We start from the raw sequence: 13,911 nt of genomic DNA, 5'->3' as shown, positions 1-13,911 counted from the left end.
TAAGAACGAACAAGCTAAACGATACTGCAAAAAAATTTAAAATGCCCCAGAAATTTTACCACTCGTAAAATTTCTGGGGCTTATTATTTCATTAGTGAGTATCAGTTATTTCTTAAACAGTATTTACTTGAGCAATTAAACTGTTAGCAAATTCATTAATTTGTTCCATCCTAACTATTAAACATAAGGCGGGTCCACATTCTGTTGCCATTCGATGATTCAGCTCACCTGCATCTAAAACAAAAATTAATCTATAACGTAAATCACTTTCCTTCTCAGGCACCAATAATCCATAGTTAGGATAGTAATAAGTACCAAACTGAGGAATATGATAAATACACAACCCTGGATCTTTATGTTCTAGCATACTTAAATATGTGTTATTTAGTCGTTTTAAATCACTTAACATTTCCAGGAAATCTTCTTTTAAACAGCGTATTGATTTTGAATGTACGGCAGGGAAACTGTGACCAGAACGGAAACAAATGTTGAATTTTACGCTCATATCATTTACTGATTCTATATTTAGTTCAACTTCACAAGTTGGTTGTTCTGTATAGTCTTTTAATATTGCCATTAATACATTCCCCTTAATCTATTATTTTTTTATCAAAATACATAAATTTATAGTTAACTATTAGCAACTTGTTTTATAGTAGTATTCCAACAAACCGTTGATACACCCTCCTTCCGCTTTTAAACTACTTCTATATTTAACGAACTTTGCTATAATTATACTAATTAAATAACCAATCCTGTCTAACCACTTTTTTAAAGATATAATCAAATAAGCCATAAAATATGACTTAACAAGGAGTAAATATGAAAAACAAAGTGATTGAGCAATACGAACAAGATGAGAATATGATGATTCAATTATTTGCACAATGGTGTATTAACCATGAAGTAGACCCTTTTGCACTTTATCAAACTGCCTATCCGGAACAAGCAACGAATGAAGCTTTAGCAAAAGCAGTAGAAGAAACAGAAATAAATGCTGTAGATGTAGACACTCAAAGCGTAATTCAAGTACTACAGTTGTTTGGCAATGACCCTCTAGCCTATGTTGTTTCCGAAATTTCAATTAAAATGAAATAAAGCTATTCACGGGGAATCCTCTCTCTTCCCACCATTATGGAACAAAAAAGAGTTGTAAAATTTCAGAAATTTTTACAAACTTTGTTACAAATCATGTACAATATTATCAGACGGGAAGGGGGAAAATGATGAAAAAGTTTACAAAGGAAGAAAATAGTTGGGCTCTCTACGACTGGGGTAGCTCCGCATATTCCATCATAATTACTACTGCAATTTTTCCTATTTTTTATAAAGGGTCAGCTACTGCTGCTGGCATTGATACAGCTGATTCAACGGTTTACCTTAGTTATACGATTGCGATTTTTACGTTTATATTAGCAATGATCGGACCAATCCTTGGTACCATCGCCGATTATAAAGGCTTTAAAAAGAAATTTTTCTATTTCTTTTTCTTTTTAGGAGTAACAGCAACTGCATTGCTTGCCTTTATCCCCTATGACAAATGGTATCTATTTTTAATATGCTATACTTTTGCTGCTCTTGGTGCAACTGGAGCCAATGTTTTCTATGATGGCTTCATTGTTGATGTCACTACGAACGAGCGAATGTCTCGAGTATCATCTAGAGGTTACGGTCTAGGATATATCGGTAGTGCTATCCCATTTTTAATCAGTATAGTCATCATTCTTTTGGCCAGCAATAATATCATTCCTATTTCAGATATCACAGCAAGCCGCATTGCTTTCCTAATCACCGCAGCTTGGTGGATCATATTCGCTATTCCGATGTTTAAAAATGTAAAACAGATTCATTATATCGAGCGAGAAAAAAATCCGATTACACAAAGTTTTAAACGACTTGGAAAGACGGTTAAGGAGATTCGTCAGTACCGGGCATTGTTTCTATTTTTAATAGCATATTTCTTTTACATTGACGGTGTAGGAACCATTATTTCAATGTCTACTGCCTATGGTACGGACCTAGGCTTAAAATCTACTGATTTAATCATTGTTCTATTTGTTACCCAGGTAGTCGCAGCTCCATTTGCAATTCTATATGGTAGGCTGGCGGTTAGATTTTCTGAAAAGAAAATGTTATATGTAGGGATTATCGTCTATACCATTGTATGTACGTATGCATTTTTCTTAGAGACTATCACTGATTTTTGGATTTTAGCTATGCTAGTAGCAACCTCTCAAGGTGGGATCCAAGCATTAAGTAGATCGTATTTCGGCAAGCTAATACCAAAAGAAAATTCTAACGAGTTTTTTGGGTTCTATAATATTTTCGGTAAATTTGCTTCCATAATGGGACCTTTATTAATTGGATTTACTACACAAGTTACAGGGAATTCCTCTTACGGTGTATTTAGCTTAATCATCTTATTTATTATCGGAATAATAGTATTGACACAAGTGCCAGAACCAGAAGAAGCACCGAAGCCAGTTCCAGTAGATGCAGTCTAGCATAAACTCAGCCGAAACTAGATAAGTAATCATATATTACACAGCTGTTCTATTAGTAGAGCTACATTGGGCAAGAATGTCGAAAAGCATTCTTGCCTTTTACAGCTAGCTGAGTGTGAAAGCACTTTCTTCAAGACTAACATTGAATTGATTACTGTCCATTACCGAAAAAACAATCCAATAAAACATTGGATTGTTCTGTTGCTACAAATATATTTGAAAGTAAATGATTTATAGCTTCTCCTTTTATTTTTAATCTGAATGGAGCTTATCTTTTATTAGCCTTCTCTTAGTCCAAACTAATGTAAACAATAAAAATAACTCAAAAGCGTTAGTTACTGCCCCACTATCTACATCTATAGGAACAGCACTCCCAATAGTCATTACGACTGCACCTATAAAAAATATGACCCATTTTGTTTTCTTCCAAAGAATTGCACTTGCAACGATCAATATTAAAGTCACAAGGAGAATCATGACTGGCGGACCAGAGGACTCTTCTGCAGAAACATACCTTAGGACTCCATATTCCTCTTCCGCTTTTAATGTTAGCTGAAAGGTTTCTAGCCAAATTTCAATTCCAATTAAAATGACCGTATAAATAATAGCTACTAGGGATACCCACTTTTTCTCTGCCCAAGCTATTCCACTTTCCTTCAAAGTACCTATAGCAAACAACACAAGTAACGGTGTTAAAAACGCATGAGTCCAAAAGCGCATTAAATTCAAGGTCTCTAATAAGGGACCTTCACCAATCCACTTCCCGATACCAATAATTCCATTGTCATAGATCAGCGCTAAAATAATTAGATAAATAAAACTTGTCCACTTGGGAATATCCTTTTTATTTATGCCTATTAAGCCCCAAATAAATAAGGCTATATACGCGCCTGTAAAAAACAAGTATAAGATAGTATCCATTTCTGTTTCCCCTCCTATTTTACTTATTTTCCTTCATAACGTTAAGTGATTGCAGGTGATATATGTATTTTAATTTTCCCTAAAAATACATTTTTAACTTTACTTAACTTATTTAATAAAGGAATACCCTAATTCATTCGTTTAAAGCTTCTTCCAGACCAATTAAGTCAAAAAGCAATACGAAAACAAGGATAATTATCAATATGTCATTATCAACTTCAAGCTCAGAAAATGTATAGGACATAACAGCTAAAATAACTGCTATCAGTTCTACTTTCATTTAAACCACCTCTATTTATATTAATATGAAAAAAAGTTGGAATTTGTTTGTACAAAAATCACAACCGTCATTTCTATTCTTAGCAAAAAAAGCAAAATAGATGCCTATCTTTAGAAACGATAATCGCAAAAAAACACAGGAAAAATAATCCTGTGTTTAGCATTCTATTTATTTATTTATTTGTAAATGTTGCAGGCATGACAACAGCAATTACTTCCCCTTTAGCACAAAGGACGTCTCCAGCAAATACCTCAGAAGTCACCTTCCACTTTTTCGGATGTATTTCTTCCACCGTACCGATAGCCTTAAGCTCAACCTTTTGAGGAGTCGGCTTTAAAAAATCTACGTGAAGAGAGCCTGTCACAAATCTTGGAGGCGCTTCGCCACTTCCAGGCTCAAAACCATTTTTTCGGTGAAGAGCAAGTGAAGCTGAACCGGTTCCGTGACAATCTACCAAAGCCCCTATTAATCCACCATATACAAACCCTGGAATCGCAGTATGTTCTTCTCTAGGTTGATAAATTGTTTCTGTTTGCTCTCCATTCCAATATGTCTTTAAATGATACCCCTCTTCATTTAAACGACCACATCCATAACACCAAGCAAAATCATCCGGATACTCATCCTGTATAGCAATTTTGTGTTCTGTCATTATTTCTCCCCCTTTAACAAACCATACAAAAAAGCAAACTATCAGTCAACTTAAATATAGAGTTTTCAAAAATAAATATTATTATTTATATAATGATTCTCTCCTATCTTGAAAGACTGGAATTCTACCTCTTACTTCTTCTACGAGATTTAAATCAATATCTACTAGACCGGTAGTTTCCTCCTCATTACCTAACCATACTATTTCTCCCCAAGGGGCAATCACCATAGAGTTACCATTGAATTGATTGTTTGGATCGTCGCCGACTCTGTTTACTGCCACTATATAGCATTGATTTTCGATTGCTCTTGCCTGCAGAAGAATTTTCCAATGATCAATCCGGGCTGCTGGCCACTGTGCAGGAACAAATATTACCTTGGCTCCTAGTAAAGAATGGGCACGAAACCATTCAGGAAAGCGAAGATCATAGCATATAACACCTGCCATCGTTATATTCTCGATTTCGAATAAGTTTTTCTTGTTTCCTGCTTTTAAATACAAATGTTCATCCATTAGCTTAAATAAGTGGGCCTTATCGTACTCCGTTATGATATCTCCAGAATCATTTACAATATACATCGTATTATAAAATTGGGAATCCTTCTTTGTAGAGACAGAGCCACCGATAATATGAATATGCAATTCCTTCGCTAGCTTGGTTAATAATTTCTTTGTGTCGTTCCCCTCTTTATCAGCTATTTCTTCTAATCTAGTCAAATCATACCCTGTGTTCCACATTTCGGGTAAAATAATTAGTTTAGCTTCTTGCTTTGCAGCCTCTCTAATCTTTCTTTCAACGGTTTCAAAATTTTCTTTAGGATTACCAAATGCTATATCTAACTGAACACAAGCAATTTTCATACCGACACCACCTCTAGACATAATACTAAAAAGGTTATAAGATTTGACTAATATATGCAACTATTTAGAAAAAGAGGTATTGCCCATGGAATTTTCTGATCGTTTAAAAAATCTTCCTCCCCAGTTTTTTGCAACATTAGTACAAAAAGTTGCAAAGGCTGTGGCAGAAGGAAGAGATGTAATAAATCTTGGACAAGGTAATCCCGACCAGCCTACACCGGATCATATTGTAAAAGCATTATCAAGTGCTGCTAAAAACCCTCAATCTCACAAATATTCTCCATTCAGAGGAATAAATGAGTTGAAGCAAGCAGCAGTAGATTTTTATGCACGCGAATACAACGTAAATTTGGATTCTAATACAGAAGTCGCTATTTTATTTGGAACTAAAATTGGTTTGGTTGAACTGCCTCTAGCTTTGATGAATGATAACGAGTTAATGCTTCTTCCAGATCCTGGTTATCCAGATTACTTATCAGGTATTGGGCTAGCCAATGTACAATTTGAAACAATGCCACTATTAGAGGAAAATGGCTTTCTTCCAGATTACGAGCAGCTTTCTACAAAACAAAAAGAAGCTGCGAAACTGATGTATTTGAATTATCCTAATAACCCAACTGGAGCTTCTGCCACTGCAGAATTTTTTCAAGAAACGGTAGATTTAGCGAAGGAAAATGATATAGCCGTTGTACATGATTTTGCGTATGGAGGTATTGGGTTTGATGGAAAGAAACCAGTTAGCTTTTTAGAAGCAAAAGGCGCAAAGGAAATCGGTATTGAAATGTATACACTCTCTAAAACCTACAATATGGCTGGATGGCGTGTAGGTTTTGCAGTCGGTAATTCTCAAATCATTGAAGCTATCAATATTATACAAGACCATCTTTTTGTCAGTCTCTTTCCCGCGGTTCAGTCTGCAGCAGCCGAAGCATTAAATGGCTCTCAAGAATGTGTGGACGAATTAGTAGCACTTTATGAAAAAAGAAGAAACATTTTCATAGAGGCATGTAGAAAAATTGGTTGGAACGTAAAAGCTCCAGAAGGCTCTTTCTTCGCTTGGCTTCCAGTTCCAAATGGCTATACGAGCGAGGAATTTGCAGACCTTCTTTTAGAAAAAGCTGATGTTGCAGTCGCTGCTGGAAACGGCTTCGGTAAGCATGGAGAAGGTTATGTAAGGGTGGGGTTATTAGTGGATGAGGATCGACTCGTCGAAGCTGTAGAAAGAATAGAAAAGCTACAGCTTTTTTAATAAATCAGTTTCTCCTTTTAAAATAACCAGTATTTTATTTTGAAAGTTTACTTAAAACTTCTTGCAAAAGTTATTTAAAATGAAAATGGCTATGTTAAAGGCAAAGGTAGATTTATGTAAAATGGTATTAAATAGTTTGTGAAAGAATGTATTTAAACTAACGCTCGAGGCTAGTTTAATGAACTCAAAGCCTATATATTAATTTATTTTAAAATATGAATGTAATTTATGTTACAATTGGTTAATTATTGTAGGAGGTAAAAAATGAAAAAAAATATTTTTATAGCGATTGTATTTACTTTAGTAGCGATGTTTTCCTTCACTATCACATCAGAAGCTTCATCAACACAAGTTATGTGGGGGAAAACGGAATTAAAAAAAGGTCAGATTGGTAAAGTAACACTTTACGCAGATGTGGCAACATATAAGGCGGATGGCTCTAGAGGAAAAGTGTTACCAGCAGGTGGAGAGTATCGTGTCTATACATTCCGTACAGATATATACGGAGGAGAATACGGTCTAGGGGACGGATTGTTTGTCAATATGTACAGTGCTTTGAAGTATGAAACGCCTTCTAAAGCAAAACTTGCATTATTAGTAGATTCTTCTACAAAAGTTATGTGGGGAAAAACGGAACTTAAAGCAGGTCAAATCGGAAAGGTTACAATCCTTAAGGAAACTACTTTATTTAAAGTAATTAATAGTGTTGATGGTGGCGAACCTGGTCTTGAACCTATCCGACAATTAATGCCTAACGAAGAATTCCGTGTGTATTCAGCTAAACAACCACTTGATGGATATGTTCCCATGTATGGTCTAGGTGGTGGGTATTATATTGTACAAAACAATACCATGTTAAATGGAGTTACTGTAAAGTATGAAACTCCATCTAGAGCAAAACTTGCATTACTGAATTAAAATAGTCACCGAAGAAGCTTTTTTTGTCGGGGCTTTAATAAAAAAATGCACATAAAAAGTGAGCTTGGAGATACATTTCCAGCTCACTTTTTTTGTATTTTTAAGCTTTGTTAAAGATATGGGTTCGTTTTGACTAACCATTCTTTTTTATAGTGACTGCATAAACAAAGGTACTTTCAAATGTCTGTTAAATATAAATAGATGATGAATTTGGGGTTGGTTACCATTTTGAAGCTTTGTTTATGCGAGTAAATTTTTTGCGATTTATCGATGATAAAGCTGTTCCATTTATTGATTGGAGCGCCAGTCGGCGACTCCTACGGGATGACATAGCTATCAAGTTAAGAAAAATTTACGTCATTCACTCTCATATGAACTGGTATTTTTGAAAATTAGACCATATGAAATTAACACTTTTTAGTTTAACCAAAAAATGTAAGTTTAATTTCTTTCTATACAGGGCATAGAATACTAACTGTAGTTTACACCGAGTATAATCAATGGATCCTTTTCAGGTGGCCCTTTTGTTTTCAATGCATGTTTACAAAGAGCATCATGAAACCTTTTCAGGACCCCATTGGTAAGCTTGGTGTATTTTTTTATGCTTTCAAACATCAAGCGAATAAAGCGTAGGGCAACTGAAATACCCTTTTGAATGCTTATCTCTATTCTAGATTGCTCTAGCAAGAATAAGCGTGCCTGATACGTTGTTGTAGCTGTGATTAGAAACAATAATAAATGGGCGAAAAAATGACATAGCACACGTTCTTCCTTTATCTGTTTATAAAAGGTGGTCGGGAAATTGGATTTCCATCCCTTAAACAATAACTCGATCTGCCAGCGCAATCGGTAAAGGTCCATCACTTTCTCAGCTGGGATGATATCCGGAAGGTTTGTCATAATAATCGTAGCCCCATCTAGCGCCCTTACGTGTTCTTTTGTTTGGTAACGTGAATGTTTACGTTTATACTGACCACTTTTATCTTGTTCCTCCGTATGCCGATACAAAATCAAACGGGTAGGGAATTTATAGTCATACCCGACAAAGACTTCCTCCCATTCCCTTATGGAGCCACGCTCCATTTGTTCCAGATGCTCTGCCAAAGATTCCTTCTGATAAAAAGAGGATTTGACGACCCTGCCATCGGCATGGTATCGAGGGTTTGGATTCCCTGTATAGATAGAACAATCTGGTCGAACTCTAGAGACGAAATAGCCCCCTGTCTCATCGATTTTTTTGAATGTAGGTAGATGAAAATAACCCAAGTCCTGTATAAACAAATCGCCAGGTGAGACCGTCTCTAATCGATACTTTCCGTATAGGGAATCGTTTTCTTTTCCGTTCCTCCAGTCAGCCAACAAGAACTGTCCTGTCAGGAATTCATACTCCAGTTGGCATTTTAATTCGGCTCGATAGACGCCAGGAAAAGTCTCCTTCAAATCCGAAGGAAGGGAATGGATGGTCGCATCTATTATACGGATCCTCTCACAAAATTTTTGTAGCTCGTCACTGATCGGCAACTGATAATTTAACTTCGTTTGTATAAAATGTTCCAAACACTTTTTTAGGAATACAATTAATTCTTTATTTAAACGTTGGTTTATTGCCTCTGGAGTCATAGAAATATGGCAGGTTTCTTCTAATGATAGGCTTAGCTCGCGTAGTGAACTGCCAGCCAGGTTTCCACAATGATAAAGAAGAATGTGGAGAAATGAATACGCATCAAGCTTTCGTTTTCGTTTGATCCATCCTGATTCTTTGGCCCAACTATCCAACATATCCGGGGAAAACAGTTTATACAATTGTTCCATTAAGAGTTTCCATTCGTCTAAATCAGTTCTTTTCATATGAAGCACCTCCTGTTGGTTAGTTTTCTATACCAACCTCGAGGGTTTTTATAAACTTCTTAACTTGATAGCTATGCTACGGGATGAGTGAGACAGACCAGACATCACAACCACGCGCGTAAGCGATGGGTGATGGCTTATCGCTCACCCCGAGGAAAGCGTCCGGCTGGGGCGGAAATCAATTCTACTCTATGCTTTAAGATTTCTTGCATCATAAATCAACCCTAACCTTTAACATAGCCTATTTTTAAATCTCTCCTTACCTTTAACATCTCCATTAACATAAAGCATATAGCTAAATGTAAACCTTTTAAATGCTCCCATCTTAGTATTTCCATATAAATCACTTTTGTATAATTATTTATATAATATTCTATTTGAATTTTTCTAAACAATTATAAAAATATAAAAATATATATTGACTTCAATAGAGCAGTGTAGTAAATTTTTTCTATAGTAAAAACGAAAAACTTAATAGAAATTATCTCTTATCAAGAGTAGCTGAGGGACTGGCCCGTTGAAGCTCGGCAACCATCTATACTAAAAAAGTATAGAAAGGTGCTAAATCCTGCAAAACATTTTTGTTTTGGAAGATAAGAGAGGACCATACATATTTGTGTGCCTCTCTTTCTTTTGAAAGAGAGGCTTTTATATTTATTCGTTTTTATTAATACATATTCAGGAGGAATTACAATGAAGAAATTTAGCTTAGTGTTATCAGGAGTTTTATTAACAGGGTTGCTCTCGGCTTGTGGTAATGATGCTACATCAGGACCATTAGATGAAAATAAATTAGTTGTTGGCGTTACGTCAGGTCCACATGAACAAGTTACTGAGGTTGTTGCTGAAATTGCAGCACGTGATGGACTAGAAATTGAGATTAAGGCTTTTTCAGATTTCGTACTTCCAAACACAGCACTTGATGAAGGCAGCTTGGACGCAAACAGTTATCAAACTCTACCTTTTCTTGACTCATTTAACGAAAATAATGATACAGAGCTAGTACCAGTCGCTGAGACTATTTTACTTCCAATGGGCGTTTATTCTGAAAAGTATTCATCCTTCGATGAACTACCAGATGGAGCTACCTTTGGACTACCGAATGATCCAACACAAGGTGCACGAGCTTTAGACATATTAGAAGTAAATGGTTTTATCAAAGTGAAAGAAGGTAAAAAAGGAAATGCTTCTATTCATGACATTGAAGAAAACCCTAAAAACCTTGAATTCGTTGAATTAGAGGCAGCGCAAATAGTAAAACAGCTTAGTGAGGTCGATGCTGCAGCAATCAATTCCAATTATGCTTTAGAAGCTGGTATTAACCCTGGAGAAGAATCAATTTTGTTAGAGTCAGCTGATTCCCCATACGTTAACCATATTGTTGTTCGTAAGGAAAACGAAAATGATCCTGTCATCCAAAAATTCATTAAAGCATACCATTCCGACGAAGTTAGAGAATTTATTGAAGAAGAATTCCAAGGCTCCGCACTAGCAGGTTGGTAAATTAGAAAAGCACAGGCGCCTATCCCTGCCCCGACAGGCAAATGGGAAAATGCGAGGAGGCAGATCCACAGCCACCGGAGTATTTTCCCATTTGATCCCGAGGGGCAAGGCGCCGAAGCTAGACATCAAGAAAAACGCAGGCTTCTAGCTCTGCCGGCGTTTCTTTAGAAAGGAAGATCATTCATGATAGTTTTAGAAAATATCACAAAAGAGTTCAGCAGTAAAAGTAGTACGGTAAAGGCTGTTAATAATGTAAGCATACACGTAAAAAAAGGTGAAATTCATGGGGTTATAGGCTATAGCGGTGCAGGGAAAAGCACACTCATTCGCTGTGTAAATCTATTAGAGAAACCAACATCTGGAAAAGTATACATAAACGGCAATAACATTACCCCCCTCCCCCCGGCGAAGCTACGTATGGTACGAAATAAAATAGGAATGATCTTTCAAGGATTTAATCTTCTAAAAACAGCAACTGTTTATGATAATATTGCCATTCCATTAAAGCTACTCGGCTATGATAAAACAGAAGTAAAAAATAGAGTAGAAAAGTACTTAGAAATAGTTGGTTTATCTGATAAGTATAAAAGCTACCCAAACCAGCTTTCAGGAGGGCAAAAACAACGCGTCGCAATAGCTAGAGCCCTTGCACAGGAACCCGAAGTACTATTAAGCGATGAAGCAACAAGTGCATTGGATCCTGAAACTACTGATTCCATTTTGGATTTGCTATTAAAAATAAATAAAGAGCTGGGTATCACTATTCTACTAATTACTCATGAGATGAATGTCATTCAAAAAATTTGTGATCATGTGTATGTAATGGAAAAAGGAGAAGTTGTCGAAGCAAACACTGCGATTAACCTTTTTACAAAGCCAAAGCATCCAACAACAAAGAAGTTTTTAAGCACAATCAGTCAACGAAATCTATCCCCGTCTCTAATTTCTCAGCTCCATGTAACAGGTGCTGTTACACGTTTAACTTTCGTTGGAGAGAGCACTGGTAAGCCCTTATTAGCAGAGGTTAGCCAAAGATTTGAAGTCCAGCCTAATATATTAACCGCCAATATCATCGAGTTGAAAAATGGAATTGTGGGTAATATCGTCATCCATTTAGTCGGAGATCCGGACCAAGTACAGTCTGCAATCCAATTTCTAAACGAACGCGGTGTAGAGACAGAAAACTTGGAGGTGCACTCATGAGTGGGATTGAACAATTTACCAATCAATGGCTCCCATTAATCGGAAAAGCCACCATAGAAACGTTCCAAATGGTAGGGATTTCTTTATTAATCTCCATCCTAATCGGTATTCCCTTAGGTATACTGATTGTTTTAACGAGACCTGGGCAAGCATTACAAAATGCAATCGTATACCAGTTAAGTAACCTTCTCATAAATGTTATTCGTTCTATACCATTTATCATTCTATTATTTTTTATCCTACCATTTACGAAATTCCTTGTAGGTACGACCATCGGTGTGAAAGGTGTTATCGTTCCGCTAGTTATTTATACTGCGCCCTACATCGCCCGTCTGATGGAGTCCGCCCTTTTGGAAGTTCAAAATGGAGTAATTGAAGCTTATACAGCCATGGGGATCAAAACACGGTTCATTATATGGCATGTGCTGCTGCGAGAGGCACGACCATCTATCATATTAGGATTAACAATTGCAACGGTGGGATTAATAGGAGCAACTGCTATGGCTGGCATGGTCGGCGCTGGTGGTTTAGGAGATTTAGCTTATCGTTATGGACATTTACGTTATGAAACGGACGTTATGTATGTCATAGTGGTTATCTTAATTATTTTAGTTCAAGGCATTCAGTCTCTCGGCAACCGATTAGCTGCCAGATTAAAAAAGGACTAATTATTAAATCCATTCCTATAAAGAAAGTTTTAAACTAGCACTCCATGAGAGGTGAAAACGTTGAGTAACGCTAAAAACAATGACCTACTATTAGGCAATATAGAGAATAATGAACAGTACCCAATTGACTTTAACGAATTGGAGAAGGCTGCAAAAGAAACATTAGAGGCTGGTCCCTTTGGTTATATTCGATCATCTGCTGGTGGAGAAGAAACCTATCGAAAAAATATAAATAGTTTTTCAAAGTACTCAATCGTTCCACGATTTTTAAATGATGTATCTACCCTAAATACCGAAGTAACAATACTTGGTAAAACGTATCCTCACCCCCTCTTCATCGCTCCAGTTGGAGTAAATAAAATTGCACATGAAGATGGAGAAATTGCTGTGGCAAAGGCTGCAGCTAATTATGAGTTTCCTTACATACAAAGTACTGTGTCAAGTTTTTCTATTGAAGAGATTGCTGCCGCAACTCCCGGAAGCTCTAAATGGTTCCAGCTATACTGGTCATCTAACAAAGAGATAGCGTTTAGTATGGCTAAACGTGCAGAAGCTGCCGGCTATGAAGCAATTGTCCTGACAGTAGACACGGTGATGCTCGGTTGGCGAGAAGAAGATATTCGCAACCAGTTCTCTCCTTTAAAGCGCGGCTTTGGCCAAGGTAATTATGCTTCAGACCCTGTTTTTATGGCTGCTTTACCAGAGCATTCTCAGGAGGCTATCGTTGATAGTATTTTAGAGAATATATATCATCCTACCTTGAACTGGAATGATATTGCTGAGCTAAGGAACCACGTTTCCCTCCCAATTTTGATTAAAGGGCTCCTCCATCCAGAGGATGCCAAGCTAGCAGTTGAACAAGGAATAGACGGCATCATTGTCTCTAACCACGGTGGACGGCAACTGGATGGCGTTATTGCCAGTATTGATGCACTTCCTGGTATTGTAGAAGCTATTGATGGAAGAATTCCTGTTTTATTTGACAGTGGTATTAGACGAGGCTCTGATGCTGTAAAGGCTCTAGCTCTTGGTGCCTCTGCTGTATGTATCGGTCGCCCCTTCGTTTGGGGGCTAGCTGCTGGAGGACAACTAGGTGTAGAAAGAGTCCTAGAGAATCTCCTGCAAGAGACAAAGGTTTCTATCTCCTTGGCTGGTGTTCGTAATATGAAAGAGCTCCAGCACATGATGGTTACGAAAGAATAACGAGATTAGATGAACAATCAAACAAATAATGAAAACCCCCGTTCTATGAAAATGGGGGTTTTTGTGTCTATCAAATGATCGGTACATGGTACAAACACATT

General features: G+C 36.9%; 14 protein-coding genes and 1 riboswitch. Of the genes, 8 read left to right on the top strand and 6 right to left on the bottom strand.

Annotated features, from left to right (window positions below):
- Positions 1–112: 112 nt before the first annotated feature.
- A complete protein-coding gene (locus M3627_RS14065) occupies positions 113–577 on the bottom strand; it encodes a hypothetical protein (protein ID WP_169360149.1) in 465 nt (154 codons plus the stop codon).
- A 245-nt stretch (positions 578–822) separates the two neighbouring features.
- Here M3627_RS14065 and M3627_RS14060 point away from each other — a divergent pair, with 245 nt between their 5' ends.
- A complete protein-coding gene (locus tag M3627_RS14060) occupies positions 823–1,098 on the top strand; it encodes a hypothetical protein (protein ID WP_251556172.1) in 276 nt (91 codons plus the stop codon).
- A 128-nt stretch (positions 1,099–1,226) separates the two neighbouring features.
- Entirely contained in the window at positions 1,227–2,504 is a 1,278-nt protein-coding gene (locus M3627_RS14055; protein ID WP_251556171.1) for an MFS transporter, read from the top strand.
- A 252-nt stretch (positions 2,505–2,756) separates the two neighbouring features.
- On the opposite strand, the gene M3627_RS14050 is transcribed toward M3627_RS14055, so the two are convergent.
- From M3627_RS14050 to M3627_RS14035, 4 genes are all read right to left on the bottom strand, one after another.
- A complete protein-coding gene (locus M3627_RS14050; RefSeq protein WP_251556170.1) occupies positions 2,757–3,425 on the bottom strand; it encodes a hypothetical protein in 669 nt (222 codons plus the stop codon).
- Positions 3,426–3,558: 133 nt separating this feature from the next.
- Positions 3,559–3,705 carry a hypothetical protein gene (locus M3627_RS14045; protein ID WP_251556169.1) on the bottom strand — a complete coding sequence of 49 codons (147 nt, stop codon included), beginning with the start codon at positions 3,703–3,705 and terminating at the stop codon, positions 3,559–3,561.
- Between the two features lie 172 nt (positions 3,706–3,877).
- Positions 3,878–4,357, bottom strand: coding sequence for a PaaI family thioesterase (locus tag M3627_RS14040; protein ID WP_251556168.1), 480 nt, complete (start codon positions 4,355–4,357; stop codon positions 3,878–3,880).
- Between the two features lie 81 nt (positions 4,358–4,438).
- Positions 4,439–5,218, bottom strand: coding sequence for a carbon-nitrogen family hydrolase (locus M3627_RS14035; RefSeq protein ID WP_251556167.1), 780 nt, complete (start codon positions 5,216–5,218; stop codon positions 4,439–4,441).
- A gap of 85 nt (positions 5,219–5,303) precedes the next feature.
- On the opposite strand from M3627_RS14035, the gene M3627_RS14030 reads away from it, so the two are divergent.
- Complete coding sequence (locus M3627_RS14030) at positions 5,304–6,467, top strand: pyridoxal phosphate-dependent aminotransferase (protein ID WP_251556165.1); 1,164 nt, start codon at positions 5,304–5,306, stop codon at positions 6,465–6,467.
- A 264-nt stretch (positions 6,468–6,731) separates the two neighbouring features.
- On the top strand, positions 6,732–7,385 hold the full coding sequence (locus M3627_RS14025) for a hypothetical protein (protein ID WP_251556164.1): 654 nt from the start codon (positions 6,732–6,734) through the stop codon (positions 7,383–7,385).
- Between the two features lie 471 nt (positions 7,386–7,856).
- On the opposite strand, the gene M3627_RS14020 is transcribed toward M3627_RS14025, so the two are convergent.
- Complete coding sequence (locus M3627_RS14020; protein ID WP_251556163.1) at positions 7,857–9,233, bottom strand: IS4 family transposase; 1,377 nt, start codon at positions 9,231–9,233, stop codon at positions 7,857–7,859.
- Positions 9,234–9,718: 485 nt separating this feature from the next.
- A riboswitch (SAM riboswitch) is annotated at positions 9,719–9,833 on the top strand.
- A gap of 93 nt (positions 9,834–9,926) precedes the next feature.
- Here M3627_RS14020 and M3627_RS14015 point away from each other — a divergent pair.
- The 4 genes from M3627_RS14015 to M3627_RS14000 all read left to right on the top strand — a co-directional run bounded on the left by M3627_RS14015 (position 9,927) and on the right by M3627_RS14000 (position 13,810).
- Entirely contained in the window at positions 9,927–10,736 is an 810-nt protein-coding gene (locus M3627_RS14015) for a MetQ/NlpA family ABC transporter substrate-binding protein (protein WP_251556162.1), read from the top strand.
- A gap of 183 nt (positions 10,737–10,919) precedes the next feature.
- On the top strand, positions 10,920–11,939 hold the full coding sequence (locus M3627_RS14010) for a methionine ABC transporter ATP-binding protein (protein ID WP_251556161.1): 1,020 nt from the start codon (positions 10,920–10,922) through the stop codon (positions 11,937–11,939).
- Positions 11,936–12,607 (top strand): methionine ABC transporter permease, encoded by a 672-nt coding sequence (locus M3627_RS14005; protein WP_169361491.1) that lies wholly within the window; start codon positions 11,936–11,938, stop codon positions 12,605–12,607. The genes M3627_RS14010 and M3627_RS14005 overlap by 4 nt, the downstream gene beginning before the upstream one ends.
- Before the next feature lie 60 nt (positions 12,608–12,667).
- A complete protein-coding gene (locus M3627_RS14000; protein ID WP_169361492.1) occupies positions 12,668–13,810 on the top strand; it encodes an alpha-hydroxy-acid oxidizing protein in 1,143 nt (380 codons plus the stop codon).
- Positions 13,811–13,911: the final 101 nt, after the last annotated feature.

Source organism: Psychrobacillus sp. MER TA 171 (genome assembly GCF_023713305.1).
Lineage (GTDB): Bacteria > Bacillota > Bacilli > Bacillales_A > Planococcaceae > Psychrobacillus.
Note: the sequence above shows the minus strand (reverse complement) of the source record. Positions and strands in the feature narration are given on the sequence as shown.